We start from the raw sequence: 15256 nt of genomic DNA on the forward strand, positions 1-15256 counted from the left end.
CCCCGGCGCCGTGCACGGTCTTACGGAGCGTCAGCCTCCGTAGACGTGCGGAGCGAGCGTTCCGACGAACGGGAGGTTGCGGTACTTCTCCGCGAAGTCGAGGCCGTAGCCGACGACGAACTCGTTGGGGATGTCGAAGCCGATCCACTTCACGTCGATCGCGACCTTCGCCGCCTCCGGCTTGCGCAGCAGCGTGCACACCTCGAGGGAGGCGGGCTCGCGCGAGCCGAGGTTGGAGAGCAGCCAGGACAGCGTCAGACCGGAGTCGATGATGTCCTCGACGATCAGGACGTGCTTGCCCTTGATGTCGGTGTCCAGGTCCTTGAGGATCCGTACGACGCCGGAGGACTGGGTGCCCGCGCCGTACGAGGACACGGCCATCCAGTCCATCGTGACAGGGGTGGACAGCGCACGCGCCAGGTCCGCCATGACCATCACGGCGCCCTTGAGGACACCGACGATCAGCAGGTCCTTGCCCGCGTACTCCGCGTCGACCTTCGCGGCCAGCTCGGCCAGCTTCGCGTCGATCTCTTCCTTGGTGATGAGCACCGACTTGAGGTCGGTGCCCATGTCTTTCGCGTCCACCCGCATCACTTTCGGTCGTCCCACCGGCCGACTGGGCCCGCAACGAACACGGGTCTCTCGTCAGCCTTGCCGGATCACCAGTCTGCCACCCTGCCGCTGGGCCACGACTTTGCCCGGGAGATTGATGGCTCCCTGGCCGCGCCAGCCGGTGATCAGACGGTCGACCTCTTCGATGTGCCGGGCGAACAGGGAACCGGCGGGCGCCCCGGCGTCGATGGCGGCCCTGCGCACGATGCGGCGGCGCACGGCGGGCGGCAGGGCGTAGAGCTTGGCGCACTCCAGGAGGCCCGTGGCGTCGCGCACGGTCGCCTCGGCCTGGGCGGCCCACGCGTCGAGGGCGTCGGCGTCGTCACGGGACAGCTGGGCCGTCCGGGCGAGGGCCTCGACGACGCCCTTGCCGAGCGCCTTCTCCAGGGCGGGCAGGCCCTCGTGGCGCAGCCGGGAGCGGGTGTACGCCGGGTCGGTGTTGTGCGGGTCGTCCCAGACGGACAGCGACTGGACCATGCAGGCCTTGCGGGCGGTCTGCCGGTCGATGTGCAGGAAGGGACGGCGGTAACGGCCCGCGACCCCCGAGGTCGCGGCCATTCCGGAGAGGGAGCGGATCCCGGAGCCGCGGGCGAGGCCGAGCAGGACGGTCTCGGCCTGGTCGTCGCGGGTGTGGCCGAGCAGGACCGCGGCCGCTGAATGCCGTTCGGCGGCGGCATCCAGGGCGGCGTAGCGGGCGTCGCGGGCGGCGGCCTCGGGGCCCCCGTCACGACCCACGTCCACGGCCACGGACTCGACCGGTGCCAGGCCGAGGGCCGTGAGGCGCACGACGACCTCGGCGGCGCGCAGGTCCGAGCCGGGCTGCAGGCCGTGGTCGACGGTGATGCCGCCGGCGCGGACACCAAGTTTGGGTGCCTCGAAGGCGAGGGCGGAGGCGAGCGCCATGGAGTCGGCGCCACCGGAGCATGCGACGAGCACGAGCGGCGGCGGGGCCTGCTCGTGCGGGGGGTGTGAGGGGTCGTTCTCGGAGCTGCGCTGTACGTCGGTCAGTACGTCGTGGAGTACGCGGCGGACCGCCAGGCGTATCGCCGCGACCGCAGGATGGGGACCCATGTCCGGTTCCCTTCATGAAGTTCGGGGGGTGAGCCTCGGACCAATCACTCAGGACCCACTCCGGAGACCGGGCCTGGCCTTCGCCAGGCCTCGGAGTCCCGAGTTTCAGTCACTCAGAGTGTGTCGATGGTGACAGAGCCGAGCCGTTCCCCGAGCATTGCACGCCTACCCATCGCCTACGGTCCCTCGGACGGGTGATTGCGGGGGCGTTCTCCTGCCATCGGCCGCATCCGGTCCCTCAGTCTCCCTTACGGTGCACCCTCGCGACCCATTCCGCCGGTTTGGCGATCTCCGCCTTCGTGGGCAGCGTGTTCGGGGAAGTCCAGACGCGGTTGAAGCCGTCCATGCCGACCTCGTCCACGACCGCGCGCACGAAGCGCTCGCCGTCGCGATATTGGCGCAATTTCGCGTCGAGCCCCAGGAGCTTGCGCAGCGCCTGGTCCAGGCGGCTCGCGCCGCGGGCCCTGCGCTCCTTGAACTTCTCGCGGATCTCGCTCACGGAGGGCACCACGTCCGGGCCCACGCCGTCCATCACGAAGTCCGCGTGGCCTTCCAGGAGGGACATCACGGCTGTCAGGCGGGCGAGGATCTCGCGCTGGGCGGGGGTCTGCACGATCTCGACGAGGGAGCGTCCGCCGTCGTTCTCCTCGCCCTCGGGGCGGCCTCCCGCGAGCGACTGGGCGGCCTCCCTGACGCGCTCCAGGACGGTCATCGGGTCGACCTCGGTCTCGCCGAGGAACGACTGGATCTCGCCTTCGAGGTGGTCGCGCAGCCAGGGCACGGCGGTGAACTGGGTGCGGTGGGTCTCCTCGTGGAGGCAGACCCAGAGCCTGAAGTCGTGGGGGTCCACGTCCAGTTCGCGCTCCACGTGCACGATGTTCGGCGCGACGAGGAGGAGTCTGCCGCCGCCGTTCGCCCCCGCGGGGAGGTCGCGGGTGGCCGGGGCGAAGGTCTCGTACTGCCCGAGGACGCGGGAGGCGAGGAAGGAGAGCAGCATGCCCAGCTCCACGCCGGTGACCTTGCCGCCGACCGCGCCGAGGACGGCGCCGCCGGGGCCGCTGCCCCTGCGGTCCTGCATCTTGTCCAGGAGGGGCTTGAGGATCTCCCTGAAGCCCGCCACGTTGGCCCGGACCCAGCCGGCCCTGTCGACCACGAGGACGGGGGTGTCGTGGGTCTCCTCCGTGCCCATCCGGGTGAAGGAACGGACGTGTCCCTCCGAGGACTTGGCGTGCCGGCGGAGCTCGGCGACGACGGCCCGTGCCTCGTCCCGGCTCACCTCTGGGCCCGGCCGCACGAGCCGGGTCGCGGTCGCCACCGCGAGATTCCAGTCGACCATCTCCGCACCACCGATGCTCGTCATGCGTCAACGGTACGTGGTCGCTCCCTCCGGCGGAGGGGCTTGCACCCCTGACATTGCCCGGGAGCGTTGCCCCTAGGGGCCGGGCAGTGCGGGTGGGGCGGGACGGGTCTCGATTCGTCTGCGGGCCGGATGTGGTTGATCGCGCAGTTCCCCGCGCCCCTTCGAGGCACAGCCCCGCGCCCCTGGTGCGCGCCGCGCCCGCGCGGCGGAGGCGCGCACCTCAGCGGCAGCCGCAGTTCGCCACCGTCGAGGCCATGCGGTCCAGGGCCGCCTGGGCCGCTTCGGGGTCCGTCGTGCCTGTGGTCATGAAGGCGAAGACCAGGAGGCGGCCGTCCGCGTCCACCACCGTGCCGGCCAGTGTGTTCACGCCTGACAAGGTGCCGGTCTTGGCGCGTACGACGCCGGTGCCCGGGGAGTCCTTGGGGTAGCGGTCGACGAGTGTGCCGGTGAAGCCCGCGACGGGCAGGCCCGTCACCACGGAGCGCAGTTCGGGGTGGGCCGGGTCGGCGGCGCGGTCCAGGAGGGCCGCGAGGAGCTCGGTGGAGATCCGGTCGGCGCGGTCCAGGCCGCTGCCGTCGGCGAACTTCGCTCCGGTGAGCGGGAGTTCGAGCTTCTCCAGGCGGGCGCGGACCGCTCTGTCGGCGCCTTCGAAGCTGGCCGGTTCCTTCGCCGCGACGGCCGTCTGGCGGGCCAGGGCCTCGGCGATGTCGTTGTCGCTGTGCGTCAGCATCCGCTCGACCAGGGCCGAGAGCGGCGGCGACTCGACCTTCGCGAGGGACTCGGCGCGCTCCGAGGCCTTGGAGGGGCCCGGGTCGGCCTTGGTCTTGACGCCGTGGTCCTTCAGGAAGCCCGCGAACTTCCTCGCCGCGTCGCCCGCCGGGTCGTCCGTGCGGTCCGCGGTCCCGCTGGAGGAGTCGTCGAGGCGGCCCTCGTCGGCCATCAGGGCGCTCACCAGGGTGAGGTTCTCGTTGCGCCCGATGGGGTGCCGCTCGGGCCCCGAGTACAGCGAGGTGTCGTACGAGAGCGTCACCTCGTCCACGTCACGGGCCTTCAGGGCGCGGGCCGTCTCCTCGGCCAGGGTGCGCAGGCTCGCGGCGGTGTCGACGTACCTGCCCTCCTTGCGGGCGGTGAGCGTGGGGTCGCCGCCGCCGACCAGGACGACGTCCTTGGAGTCGGGCTCGATGACCGTCTTCGTGGCGATCCGGTGGTCGGGGCCCGCCGCGGACAGCGCCGCGACCGCCGTGGCGATCTTGATCGTCGACGCGGGGGTCAGCGCGTCGCCAGCGCCCTTGCCGTAGAGCCGCTTCCCGGTCACCGCGTCCAGGACGACGGCCGAGCGCTCCGGGCCGAGCGCCGGGTCCTTCAGGAGCGGGTCGAGCACGTCGGCGAGGGCGCTGTCGGTGGGCGCGGGCGCCGTCCCCGCGGGCGCGCCGAGTCCCGCGAGCACAGAAGGGGCGCTCGGGGCGGAGTCGGGCACGCCGCCCGGCGTGCGCCCTCCGTGATCTGCGCCACCCTCGGCCTCCTGAGAAGCGGCCCACTCCCGCTCGGCCGTACGCTGGCCGGAGGAGTCCCAAGGGCCGGCCGCGGCCACCGCCCCGGCCGCGACAAGCAGGCCGAGGGTGGCGGCACCCGTCGTGAGTTGCCAGGTCCCGAGCTTCGCGGATACCCCGAGAAGCTTGGCGGCAGAAGGCTTGGACAGCTGTCTCACCAGCTGTCGAGGCCGCTGCCAAGGCTTGAGCTCCGGCACGACGACCAGCCCCTTTCGCGATCACACATCTGCGTGAGGGACACTTAATCACCCGAAGTATGTGCTGATCATGGAGGAGCCACCCGTGGAGTTCGACGTCACCATCGAGATTCCGAAGGGTTCGCGGAACAAGTACGAGGTGGACCACGAGACCGGCCGGATCCGTCTGGACCGTCGCCTCTTCACGTCGACCAGCTACCCCGCGGACTACGGCTTCGTCGAGAACACCCTCGGCGAGGACGGTGACCCGCTGGACGCCCTGGTCATCCTGGACGAGCCGACCTTCCCCGGCTGCCTCATCAAGTGCCGCGCGATCGGCATGTTCCGGATGACCGACGAGGCGGGCGGCGACGACAAGCTGCTCTGCGTCCCGGCCTCCGACCCGCGCGTGGAGCACCTGCGCGACATCCACCACGTCTCCGAGTTCGACCGCCTGGAGATCCAGCACTTCTTCGAGGTCTACAAGGACCTGGAGCCCGGCAAGTCCGTCGAGGGCGCCGACTGGGTCGGCCGCGCGGACGCCGAGGCCGAGATCGAGCGTTCGTACAAGCGCTTCAAGGACGAGGGCGGCCACTGAGCCACTCGTCCCGGGCGGGCCGCGTGACCCATGGGGGTCACGCGGCCCGTTCGTGTATCTGTGCCCATACTGGCCATACGGAGGGTGCGTAGGCGTCGTATGAGAAGTGAGGGCATCAGTGGCCGAGCAGGAGGCCGAGGACCGCAAGCCGCAGTCGGACGAGGCACGCAGTGCGTTCGCGCAGCCCAGCGGGGTGGCCACGCAGCCACCGGCGCCGGAGGACGAGTCGTCGACGACGTCCGAGTTCGCCATCCCCACGGGTCTCGCGACGCCGTCGTCGACGACCCAGGAGACCGAGAAGTCGGCGTTCACCACCCCCCACACCTACAGCGCGCGCAACGCCCCGCAGGCCTTCACGCCCGCCCAGGGCATCCCTCTGGTGCGGCTCACCAAGGACGTGCCCTGGCAGGACCAGATGCGCACGATGCTGCGCATGCCGGTCGCCGAGCGGCCCGCGCCCGAGGCCGCGCAGAAGCAGGAGGACGAGTCCGGGCCCGCCGTGCCGCGCGTGCTCGACCTGACGCTGCGTATCGGGGAGCTGCTGCTCGCGGGCGGTGAGGGCGCCGAGGACGTCGAGGCGGCCATGTTCGCCGTCTGCCGCTCGTACGGCCTGGACCGCTGCGAGCCGAACGTGACGTTCACGCTCCTGTCGATCTCGCACCAGCCCTCGCTGGTGGACGACCCCGTCACGGCCTCCAGGACGGTGCGCCGCCGGGGCACGGACTACACGCGGCTCGCGGCCGTCTTCCACCTGGTGGACGACATCAGCGACCCGGAGATCGACGTCTCCCTGGAGGAGGCCTACCGCCGTCTCGCGGGCATCCGACGCAACCGCCACCCCTACCCCGGCTGGGCGCTCACGGCCGCCAGCGGGCTGCTCGCGGGCGCCGCGTCCGTGCTGGTCGGCGGTGGAGCGCTCGTCTTCGTGGTGGCCGCTTTCGGCGCGATGCTCGGCGACCGGCTCGCGTGGCTGTGCGCGGGGCGCGGGCTGCCGGAGTTCTACCAGTTCGTGGGGGCCGCGATGCCGCCCGCCCTGATGGGCGTGGCGCTCAGCTTCATCCACACCGAGGCGTCGATGGCCTCCGCGGTCATCACCGGTGGGCTCTTCGCGCTGATCCCGGGGCGGGCCCTGGTGGCGGGCGTGCAGGACGGCCTGACCGGCTACTACATCACCGCGGCCGCGCGCCTTCTGGAGGTCATGTACCTCATCGTGGGCATCGTCTGCGGCGTGCTGCTCGTGCTGTCGCTGGGCGTGATGCTGGACGCCACGAACCTGACGCCGGAGACGAAGTTCGGCGTCTCCTCGACGCGTCCCGTGATCCAGATCCTGGCGTCGATGGCGCTGAGCCTGGCCTTCGCGATCCTGCTCCAGCAGGAACGTCACACCGTCCTGATCGTGACCCTCAACGGCGGCATCGCCTGGGTGATGTTCGGCGCGCTGGCGCACACGCCGCTGGGGCTGTCGCCCGTGGCCGCGACGGCCGTCGCGGCCGGTCTCGTGGGGCTCTTCGGGCAGCTCTTCTCGCGCTACCGGTTCGCGTCCTCACTGCCGTACGTGACAGCGGCGATCGGGCCGCTGCTGCCCGGTAGCGCGACGTACTTCGGTCTGCTCGCGCTGGCGCAGAACGACCTGAACACGGGCATCAACTCGCTCACCAAGGCCGTGGCGACGGCTCTGGCCATCGCGATCGGCGTGAACCTGGGGAGCGAGGTCTCCCGGCTGATCCTGAAGGTGCCCGGCGCGACCTCGGCGGCGAACCGCCGCGCGGCCAAGCGGACGCGCGGCTTCTAGACGTACGGGAACGACTGCCCGAATACGAGAACGACCGCCCGAAAGGGAAGCGACTACCGCTTCGCGTGGCGGCCGCGCTGGGCCGGAGGCGTGCCCGGGGCGCCGCCCTCGGCCGCGGCCTTCTTGGACTTGCCGCGCGCCCGCAGGAACTCGATGGCGATCGGGACCACCGAGATGAGGACGATCAGGATGAGGATCGCCTCGATGTTCTTGTGGACGAAGTCGATGTTGCCCAGCCAGGCGCCGAGCAGCGTGACGCCCGCGCCCCACAGGATGCCGCCGATGATGTTGAACGTGATGAACGAGCGGTACCGCATGCCGGAGACGCCGGCGATGATCGGCGTGAAGGTGCGCACGATCGGCACGAAGCGGGCGAGGACCAGGGACTTCGGGCCGTACTTCTCGAAGAAGTCGTGCGCCTTGACCACGTTCTCCTGCTTGAAGAGCTTGGAGTCCGGGCGGTTGAAGAGCGCGGGGCCGACCTTCTTGCCGAAGAGGTAGCCCGCCTGGTCGCCGAGGATCGCGGCGAGGCAGATCAGCACGCAGGCCAGCCACAGCGGGGTGTCCAGCTTGTTCGTGGTGATCAGCAGGCCCGTGGTGAACAGCAGCGAGTCGCCGGGCAGGAAGAAGCCGATGAGCAGGCCCGACTCGGCGAAGACGATCACCAGCAGGCCCCAGAGACCGAACTGGTTGAGCAGGTAATCCGGATCCAGCCAGCTTGGTCCGAGCGCAAGCGTCGTCACGGTTCCGGGCTCCTGAGGGTGAGGGGGCGGTGCGGCGGCGGGTGCAGCCGCCCAAAGTTATCAACGCGAGGTACCCCGGGCAGGTTCCACCTTCCCGCCCGCGAGGAGCACCGCGCACTTCCCAGGGTGCACTCCCGGCCAACCAGGACAAAGCTGTGAGTCATGGGTATCGAAGATTTCGGCGGTGGCCTCAACCCTCGGTCCGACGTCCTCGTCGTGACCACCAATGATGTGCCCGGGTTCCGTGTGACCCGGGTCATCGGTGAGGTCTTCGGCCTGACCGTTCGCTCCCGCCACCTCGGCAGCCAGATCGGCGCGGGCCTGAAGTCCATGATCGGCGGCGAGCTGAAGGGGCTGACCAAGACGCTCGTGGAGACCAGGAACCAGGCCATGGAGCGCCTCATCGAGCAGGCACGCGCGCGTGGCGCCAACGCCGTCCTGATGTTCCGCTTCGACGTGACGGAGGCGATGGACGGGGCGGCGGAGGTCTGCGCGTACGGGACGGCAGCGGTGATCGAGCAGCAGCCCTAGCGGGGCCGGGCCCGCCAGGGCCGCCGGGGGACGCGCGGCGGGCCTCGCGCGTGGCCCGCCGCCCCGTCCCGTCGCGGGGCGGCACCCCGCCTACGCGTTCCGCGCCGCGTTCGCCACGATCGCGTCCCTCATGAACACCGCGAGCCCCGGCCGGATGGCCTCGTAGAAGGCCGTGAACCGCTCGTCGGAGACGTACATCTCGCCGAGGCAGGTGTGCAGTTCGTGCGCGCACTCGTAGTGGTTCCGGCAGATGAACAGGCGGTGCTCCTCGGCGCCGTCCATCGCCTCCTCGGAGTCGGCCGCGACCCCCTGGACGAGCAGGTCGCCCATGTGGGCGTGGATCGCGGAGAACTCGTCGTTGATCCGCTTCCAGTCGTCCTTCGTGTAGGAGGCCGACTTGCGCTGCGACTCGCGGTACGCCTCGGTGTCGCCCCAGCGCTCCTGGACCTCCTCCGCGTACTGCTCGGGGTCCTGGTCGCCGAAGACCTCGAACTTCTCCTCGGGCGTGAGGTTGATGCCCATCTTTCTCGCCTCCATGGCGGTCTCGACGGCGGCGGCCATCTTCTGCAGCTTCTCGATCCGGGCGGTCAGCAGCTCGTGCTGGCGGCGCAGGTGCGCTCGCGGGTCCGCATCCGGGTCGTCCAGAAGAGCCGACACCTCGTCGAGGGGGAAGCCGAGCTCCCGGTAGAACAGGACCTGCTGCAGCCGGTCCAGGTCGGGCTCGCTGTAGCGCCGGTGACCCGCGTGGCTGCGCTCGCTGGGCACGAGCAGGCCGATCTCGTCGTAGTGGTGCAGCGTGCGCACCGTCACTCCGGCGAATCCGGCGACCTGTCCCACCGAGTAGCTCATGGTTTCCGCCCTCTCTTCGTCGTACGCGACCCAGCCTGCGTCCTCACGTTGCGTGAGGTGCAAGCCCGCGCCGGAGGCCGCCGTCGCTACCTGCTGAGCGCCCCGAACCTGCGCACCGCCAACGGCAGGAACACCGCCACCAGCGCCACGGGCCACAGCACGGCGAGGAACCCCGCGTGTTCCGCCGCCCAGGAGGTGTTCGCCACCCCTGGGTCGTTGCCGAACAGGTCGCGCACCGCGGTGGCCGTCGCCGACATCGGGTTCCACTCGACGGCGGCGCCCAGCCAGGCCGGCATGTTCTGCGGCACCGTGAAGGCGTTCGAGAAGAAGCCGACCGGCCAGACCAGGATCTGCACGGCCGTCACCAGCTCGGGACGGCCCACCACCATCGCCAGGTGGATGCCGATCCACAGCATCGCGAAGCGCAGCAGCAGGAGCAGCCCGACCGCCCCGAGCGCCGCGCCGAACGAGCCGTGCCAGCGCCAGCCGATGACGAGCCCGACCCCGATCATGACCATCAGCGCGGCGAAGGACTGCAGCATGTCCGCGACCGAACGCCCCACCAGGACGGCACCGTTGGTCATCGGCATCGAGCGGAACCGGTCGATCACGCCCTTGTTCAGGTCCTGCGTGACCGCGACCATCGTCGCGTCCAGACCGAAGGCCATGGTCAGCGCGAACATGCCGGGCACCAGGAACGCGGCGTAATCCCCCTCGATGCCCTTGCCGCCGCCGATCAGGTAGTTGAACATCAGCAGCAGCATCACCGGGAAGGCGAGCCCGACGACCACCTGCACCGGCTGGCGCGCCCAGTGGGCCAGTTCGCGCCGGGTCATGGTCCAGGAGTCCGTCACGGCCCAGCTCATCGACGTACTCACACGCCCTCCTTCGTACGTTCGCGGGGTGCGGCCGCGTCCGCGCGTCCCGTCAGGCTCAGGAAAACCTCGTCCAGCGTGGGCCTGCGCAGCGCCACGTCCTCGGCGTCGATGCCGGCGTCCTGAAGGGCCCGTACGACGCCCGTGAGGGCCTCCATGCGGTCCGTCACGGGCGCGGAGGCCATGCGGCGGTCGGCGTCCACCGTGGCGCCGTACGGCAACAGCTCGGCCGCGCGCGCGAGTTGGGCGGCATCACGCACCACCACGTCGATCCGGTCGCCGCCCAGCTTCGCCTTGAGGTCGTCCGCCGTGCCGTCCGCGATGACGCGGCCGCCGTCGATCACCGAGATGCGGTCGGCCAGTTGGTCGGCCTCCTCCAGGTACTGCGTGGTCAGGAGCACGGTGGTGCCGCCGCCGACCAGCGAGCGCACGGACTCCCACACCTCCGCGCGGCCCCGCGGGTCCAGGCCCGTGGTGGGCTCGTCCAGGAACAGCACCTCGGGGTCCCTGATGAGCGAGGCCGCGAGGTCCAGGCGGCGCCGCATGCCGCCGCTGTACCGCTTGACCGCCTTGCGGCCCGTGTCCGCGAGGCCGAAGCGCTCCAGGAGCTCGTCGGCCCGCACGCGCGCGTGGCGGGCGCCCAGATGGTGCAGCCGCCCGAACATGTCCAGGTTCTGCCGGCCGCTCAACTCCTCGTCCACGGCTGCGTGCTGGCCCAGCAGACCGATGCGCCTGCGGACCTCGTCGGGGCTGCGGCGCACGTCGTGGCCCGCGACCTCCACGTACCCCTCGTCGGCGCGCAGCAGGGTCGCGAGCATCCGTACCGCCGTGGTCTTGCCCGCGCCGTTGGGTCCGAGCACGCCGTGCACCGTGCCGCGGCCGACCCTCAGGTCGAGCCCGTCCAGCGCCTTCTTCTCCTTGTACGCCTTGTGCGCACCCTCGACGATGATCGCGTCCGTCATCCGGCTCCCTCGCTGATCATTTAGTCAAACTTGACTAGATGGGCGAAGGTAGCCGAGCCGAAGTCATTCGTCAAACTTGATTAGCGACCCTCCGGGGCCGGAGCGGCGGCCCTTCGGGACCGGCTCAGCGGTCGTCCTCCGCGTGCCGCTCCCCCGTCGAGAACGGGTTCTCCTGGTCCTCTGCGAGCACGCCCACGAAGGGGTCCCCCTCGCCGGAGAAGGTGTACGCGCCGCCCTCGACGCGGGCCGCGAGGCTCTTGGTCCACTCCGCGCCCGTGTCGGCCGTGTGCACCCAGTAGTTCATGATCTCGCCGATGTGGCCCAGCTGTTCGGGGCCGTCCTCGGGGATGTAGTACTCGGTGACGGAGGCCCGCCACTCCTCCATGCGCCGCGCCCGCTCCTTGAGGAGGCCCACGACCTCCTCGCGCGGCAGGTCCACCATGAAGCCGAGCCCCGCCGTGAGGATGTCGGGCCGCTGGTCGTACGTGGTCAGCGCCTCGCGGAGCAGGGTGAGGTACTCCTCCGTGCCCTGCTCCGTGAGCTCGTACTCCGTGCGGGGCGGTCCGCCGGCCGTGGACGGGGCGATCTCGTGGGCGTGCAGCATGCCCTGCTTGGCCAGCTGCTTCAACGCGTGGTAGATCGAGCCCGGCTTGGCGTTGGACCACTCGTGGGCGCCCCAGAACTCCAGGTCGTTGCGGACCTGATAGCCGTGGGCGCGGCCGTGCTGGCGCACGGCCCCCAGAACCAGCAGCCGGATCGCCGACATGTAGCGCGTCCTTCCCTCGCCCCCCTGGTCATCAACTTTGACTAGGGTATCCCCGCTCCAGCGCCACCAGCTCGAAGGCGGTCTTCCCGTCCAGGGACTCGCGGATGATGTCGGCGTGGCCCGCGTGCCGCCCGATCTCCTCGACCAGGTGCAGCATCAGCCACCGCATCGACACCGCGCCGTCCTTGGGGAACCACGGCGCCTCGGGCAGCGGGAAGGTGTCGTCGAGGCTCGGCACCGCTTGGATGAACTCCTCGGTTTCGCGCGCCACCCGGTCCCAGAAGGCGAGCGTTTCGGCGAGGGTCTCGCCCTCCACGAGGCGGAACCCGTCCGCCCAGGTCTCCTCGGTGCGGGCCCTCTCGTTGGGCTTCCGCTGGGCCATGCGCAGCCAGTTCAGCTCCGTCTCGGCGACGTGCTTCACCAGGCCGCCGAGGGTCAGCTCGCTGGCGCTGGGGCGGGCCTTCGCCTGCTCGTCGCTCAGGCCGATGACCGCGCGGCGGATGCCGCCGCGCTGGGCCTCCACGAAGGCGATGAGGGCGCCTCGCTCGTCGCCACGGGCTTCCGCGTTCACGTGCGTGACCATGGTGTCCGCCTTTCCCCAAGGAAGTCGATGTCCGCCGGGTCCTCCCGCCGACACCCACAAGCTACGGGCCCTTGCGGTCAGGTTCTGTCCGCAAGGGGTCCGGGGCGCGGAAGTCCTCAGAACGGGAAGCGCGACCTGCCGTGCTGCACCGAGATCCACTTCTGTGTGGTGAAGGCGTCCACCGTCGCCTCGCCGTTCAGCCGACCGACGCCGGAGTGCTTCTCGCCGCCGAAGGGCACGATCGGCTCGTCGTGCACCGTGCCGTCGTTGATGTGGATCATGCCGGTGTCGATGCGCTTCGCGAGCCGTACGCCGCGCTCGACGTCGCCGGTGTGCAGGGCGCCGCTCAGGCCGTAGGGAGTGGCGTTGGCGATGCGTACGGCCTCCTCCTCGCCGTCGAAGGGCAGCAGGAGCGCCACAGGGCCGAAGATCTCCTGGTGCAGGACCGGGGAGTCGGCGGGCAGGTCCGTCAGCACCGAGGGGGCCACGAGGTTGCCGTCGGCGCGGCCGTGCAGCAGCGCCGTCGCGCCCGCCGCGACCGTCTGCTCGACGAGCGTCGCGACGCTCTCCGCCTGGGAGGAGTTGATGAGCGGGCCGATCTGGGTGGCCGGGTCGGCCGGGTCGCCGACCTTGAGCGTCGCGACCTTGGCGACGAACTTCTCGGTGAACTCCGCCTCCACCGACCGGTCCACCAGGATGCGGCCCGCGGCCATGCAGACCTGCCCCTGGTGGACGAAGCGGCTGAAGACCGCCGCGTCCACGGCGTAGTCGATGTCGGCGTCGTCGAGGACGATCAGGGCGCTGTTGCCGCCCAGTTCGAGGATCGACCGCTTGAAGTTCGCGGCGCAGACCGTGGCGACATGGCGGCCGACCGCGTCCGATCCGGTGAAGGAGATGACGCTCGGCACCGGGTGCTCGATGAGCGCGTCGCCGATCTCGGCTATGTCCGTGATCACGACGTTCAGCAGCCCGGCGGGCAGGCCCGCGTCCTCGAACACCCTGGCCACCAGGCTGCCGCCGAGCACCGGGGCGTTCTGGTGCGGCTTGAGCACCACCGCGTTGCCGAGCGCGAGCGCCGGGGCGACGGACTTGATCGAGAGCAGGAAGGGGAAGTTGAAGGGGCTGATGACACCGACGACGCCCACCGGGACGCGGTAGAGCCGGTTCTCCTTGCCGTCGTCCGGCGACGGCAGGATCCGGCCCTCGGGGCTCAGCGCCAGATGGACCGCCTCGCGCAGGAACTCCTTGGTGAGGTGGATCTCGAAGGCCGCCTTGAGCCGGGTACCGCCCAGCTCGGCGATGATCGCCTCGGTGATCTCCTCCTCGCGGTCCTCGATGATCCGCAGGACCCGCTCGAACACGGCACGCCTGGCATAGGGGTTGGTCCGCGCCCACTCCTTCTGCGCGCGCTCGGCGGCGCGGTAGGCCTGGTCGACCTCGTCGGCGGTGGCGACGGTGATCGACGCCAGCTTCTCCCCGTCGTACGGATTGAAGTCGATGATGTCCCAGGAACCGGATCCGGCCTTCCACTCACCGTCGATGTACTGATGAGCCAGGTCAGTGAAGAAGGACATGAGACGGACCCCTTGCCGCGGCAGCAGACGGAAGCAAACGGAAGCAGACACCTGATCTCACGTCATAGTACTTATGTTTCAGGTGAGTTGGAGTAGACCACGCAGAAGGTCCCGACTGTCCGCGGGATCGGGGCTGTCCTTCTGCAGCTGGGCCACCACCCTTTCGTACTGGGCGACTTCCTCCGCCTTGTCGAGATAGAGCGCGCCGGTGAGCTGCTCCACGTACACGACGTCCGAGAGGTCGGACTCGGGGAAGCTCAGCATGGTGAAGGCGCCGCTCTCGCCCGAGTGGCCGCCGAAGCTGAACGGCATCACCTGGAGCGTGACGTTCGGGCGCTCGGAGATCTCGATGAGATGCTGGATCTGACCCCTCATCACTTCCCGGTCCCCGTACGGGCGTCGGAGCGCCGCCTCGTCCAGGACGCAGTGGAAGCGGGGCGCGTGCTCGGAGGCGAGGAGCTTCTGGCGCTCCAGGCGCAGCGCGACACGGCGCTCGATCTCCGCCTTGCTCGCGCCCTTCATGCCGCGCGCGACGACCGCGTGCGCGTACGCCTCGGTCTGCAACAGGCCGTTGACGAACTGGACTTCATAGACGCGGATGAGCGAGGCCGCGCCCTCCAGGCCGATGTATGTCTGGAACCAGCCGGGCAGGACGTCCGAGTAACTGTGCCACCAGCCCGTGAGGTTGGCCTCCTTGGCGAGGGAGAGGAGCGCGCCGCGCTCTGCTTCGTCCGTGACGCCGTAGAGCGTCAGGAGGTCCTCGACGTCTCTGGACTTGAAGCTCACCCGTCCCAACTCCATGCGGCTGATCTTCGATTCGGAGGCACGGATGGAGTATCCGGCCGCTTCGCGGGTGATGCCGCGGGATTCCCTGAGGCGCCTCAGCTGCGACCCCAGCAGGATGCGCCGTACCACCGAGCCGCTCGACTCCCCTGCGGTCACTTCGCTCAACCCTCCCCATCGACTGGAAGCCAGCAGTCTGCCATTAAACGCTTCGGGCCGTACACGTCCGGTTACAGAAATGGAAAGGGTCCGAAAGCCCTCCACAAGAAGTCGTAGGAAGAAATGGGCAAGAAGTGGCACGGGAGCGACCAAGTCCGGCGCGTGCACGTGCATCTGCCCTTGCATCTGCTGTACGCATTCGGAACCATGGTCCGCGCGCCACCGCTGTACGCACCATCGGCGACCGACCGCGCCACCGCTCCATCGCTACG

Annotated in this window: 15 protein-coding genes; 3 read left to right on the forward strand and 12 right to left on the reverse strand. The window is 70.1% G+C overall.

The features are described 5' to 3' along the window. Window positions 1-30 precede the first annotated feature (30 nt). From hpt to dacB, 4 genes are all read right to left on the reverse strand, one after another. Entirely contained in the window at window positions 31-591 is a 561-nt protein-coding gene (gene hpt / locus ACZ4D5_RS09140) for a hypoxanthine phosphoribosyltransferase (RefSeq protein ID WP_055565725.1), read from the reverse strand. A gap of 54 nt (window positions 592-645) precedes the next feature. Beyond that, the gene (gene tilS, locus ACZ4D5_RS09145; RefSeq protein ID WP_467771714.1) at window positions 646-1683 is read right to left on the reverse strand and encodes a tRNA lysidine(34) synthetase TilS; all 1038 of its coding nucleotides are present in this window, start codon (window positions 1681-1683) and stop codon (window positions 646-648) included. A gap of 238 nt (window positions 1684-1921) precedes the next feature. Beyond that, window positions 1922-3043: a zinc-dependent metalloprotease gene (locus ACZ4D5_RS09150; protein WP_467771715.1), complete on the reverse strand. Its 1122-nt coding sequence runs from the start codon at window positions 3041-3043 to the stop codon at window positions 1922-1924. 220 nt (window positions 3044-3263) lie between these two features. Continuing rightward, on the reverse strand, window positions 3264-4790 hold the full coding sequence (gene dacB / locus ACZ4D5_RS09155; protein WP_467771716.1) for a D-alanyl-D-alanine carboxypeptidase/D-alanyl-D-alanine endopeptidase: 1527 nt from the start codon (window positions 4788-4790) through the stop codon (window positions 3264-3266). 85 nt (window positions 4791-4875) lie between these two features. Here dacB and ACZ4D5_RS09160 point away from each other — a divergent pair, with 85 nt between their 5' ends. Both ACZ4D5_RS09160 and ACZ4D5_RS09165 read left to right on the forward strand, forming a co-directional pair. Further along, the gene (locus ACZ4D5_RS09160) at window positions 4876-5367 is read left to right on the forward strand and encodes an inorganic diphosphatase (RefSeq protein ID WP_055701044.1); all 492 of its coding nucleotides are present in this window, start codon (window positions 4876-4878) and stop codon (window positions 5365-5367) included. Window positions 5368-5485: 118 nt separating this feature from the next. Next, window positions 5486-7159: a threonine/serine exporter family protein gene (locus ACZ4D5_RS09165; RefSeq protein WP_467771717.1), complete on the forward strand. Its 1674-nt coding sequence runs from the start codon at window positions 5486-5488 to the stop codon at window positions 7157-7159. 53 nt (window positions 7160-7212) lie between these two features. Here ACZ4D5_RS09165 and ACZ4D5_RS09170 read toward each other — a convergent pair whose 3' ends face one another. Beyond that, window positions 7213-7902, reverse strand: coding sequence for a DedA family protein (locus tag ACZ4D5_RS09170; protein WP_467771718.1), 690 nt, complete (start codon window positions 7900-7902; stop codon window positions 7213-7215). A gap of 162 nt (window positions 7903-8064) precedes the next feature. On the opposite strand from ACZ4D5_RS09170, the gene ACZ4D5_RS09175 reads away from it, so the two are divergent. After that, a complete protein-coding gene (locus tag ACZ4D5_RS09175; RefSeq protein WP_467771719.1) occupies window positions 8065-8433 on the forward strand; it encodes a YbjQ family protein in 369 nt (122 codons plus the stop codon). A gap of 90 nt (window positions 8434-8523) precedes the next feature. Here ACZ4D5_RS09175 and ACZ4D5_RS09180 read toward each other — a convergent pair whose 3' ends face one another. The 7 genes from ACZ4D5_RS09180 to ACZ4D5_RS09210 all read right to left on the reverse strand — a co-directional run bounded on the left by ACZ4D5_RS09180 (window position 8524) and on the right by ACZ4D5_RS09210 (window position 14984). Further along, window positions 8524-9282: a MerR family transcriptional regulator gene (locus tag ACZ4D5_RS09180; RefSeq protein ID WP_467771720.1), complete on the reverse strand. Its 759-nt coding sequence runs from the start codon at window positions 9280-9282 to the stop codon at window positions 8524-8526. 86 nt (window positions 9283-9368) lie between these two features. Beyond that, window positions 9369-10148 carry an ABC transporter permease gene (locus ACZ4D5_RS09185; RefSeq protein ID WP_467772255.1) on the reverse strand — a complete coding sequence of 260 codons (780 nt, stop codon included), beginning with the start codon at window positions 10146-10148 and terminating at the stop codon, window positions 9369-9371. Window positions 10149-10156: 8 nt separating this feature from the next. After that, window positions 10157-11119 (reverse strand): ATP-binding cassette domain-containing protein, encoded by a 963-nt coding sequence (locus tag ACZ4D5_RS09190; protein WP_467771721.1) that lies wholly within the window; start codon window positions 11117-11119, stop codon window positions 10157-10159. Between the two features lie 124 nt (window positions 11120-11243). Continuing rightward, complete coding sequence (locus ACZ4D5_RS09195; RefSeq protein ID WP_467771722.1) at window positions 11244-11885, reverse strand: PadR family transcriptional regulator; 642 nt, start codon at window positions 11883-11885, stop codon at window positions 11244-11246. A 31-nt stretch (window positions 11886-11916) separates the two neighbouring features. Next, window positions 11917-12468 (reverse strand): DinB family protein, encoded by a 552-nt coding sequence (locus ACZ4D5_RS09200; RefSeq protein WP_467771723.1) that lies wholly within the window; start codon window positions 12466-12468, stop codon window positions 11917-11919. Window positions 12469-12584: 116 nt separating this feature from the next. After that, entirely contained in the window at window positions 12585-14042 is a 1458-nt protein-coding gene (locus ACZ4D5_RS09205; protein ID WP_467771724.1) for an aldehyde dehydrogenase family protein, read from the reverse strand. 78 nt (window positions 14043-14120) lie between these two features. Next, window positions 14121-14984 (reverse strand): helix-turn-helix domain-containing protein, encoded by an 864-nt coding sequence (locus tag ACZ4D5_RS09210; protein ID WP_467772256.1) that lies wholly within the window; start codon window positions 14982-14984, stop codon window positions 14121-14123. Between the last annotated feature and the right edge of the window lie 272 nt (window positions 14985-15256).

The sequence above is a fragment of the Streptomyces sp. NPDC025651 genome (assembly GCF_055558735.1).

Coding starts and splice junctions, on each gene's coding strand:
- ACZ4D5_RS09190 (WP_467771721.1), bottom strand. CDS start 11,119: ATGACGGACGCGATCATCGTCGAGGGTGCGCACAAGGCGTACAAGGAG.
- ACZ4D5_RS09205 (WP_467771724.1), bottom strand. CDS start 14,042: ATGTCCTTCTTCACTGACCTGGCTCATCAGTACATCGACGGTGAGTGG.
- hpt (WP_055565725.1), bottom strand. CDS start 591: ATGCGGGTGGACGCGAAAGACATGGGCACCGACCTCAAGTCGGTGCTC.
- ACZ4D5_RS09200 (WP_467771723.1), bottom strand. CDS start 12,468: ATGGTCACGCACGTGAACGCGGAAGCCCGTGGCGACGAGCGAGGCGCC.
- ACZ4D5_RS09195 (WP_467771722.1), bottom strand. CDS start 11,885: ATGTCGGCGATCCGGCTGCTGGTTCTGGGGGCCGTGCGCCAGCACGGC.
- ACZ4D5_RS09150 (WP_467771715.1), bottom strand. CDS start 3,043: ATGACGAGCATCGGTGGTGCGGAGATGGTCGACTGGAATCTCGCGGTG.
- ACZ4D5_RS09180 (WP_467771720.1), bottom strand. CDS start 9,282: ATGAGCTACTCGGTGGGACAGGTCGCCGGATTCGCCGGAGTGACGGTG.
- tilS (WP_467771714.1), bottom strand. CDS start 1,683: ATGGGTCCCCATCCTGCGGTCGCGGCGATACGCCTGGCGGTCCGCCGC.
- ACZ4D5_RS09185 (WP_467772255.1), bottom strand. CDS start 10,148: ATGAGCTGGGCCGTGACGGACTCCTGGACCATGACCCGGCGCGAACTG.
- ACZ4D5_RS09175 (WP_467771719.1), top strand. CDS start 8,065: ATGGGTATCGAAGATTTCGGCGGTGGCCTCAACCCTCGGTCCGACGTC.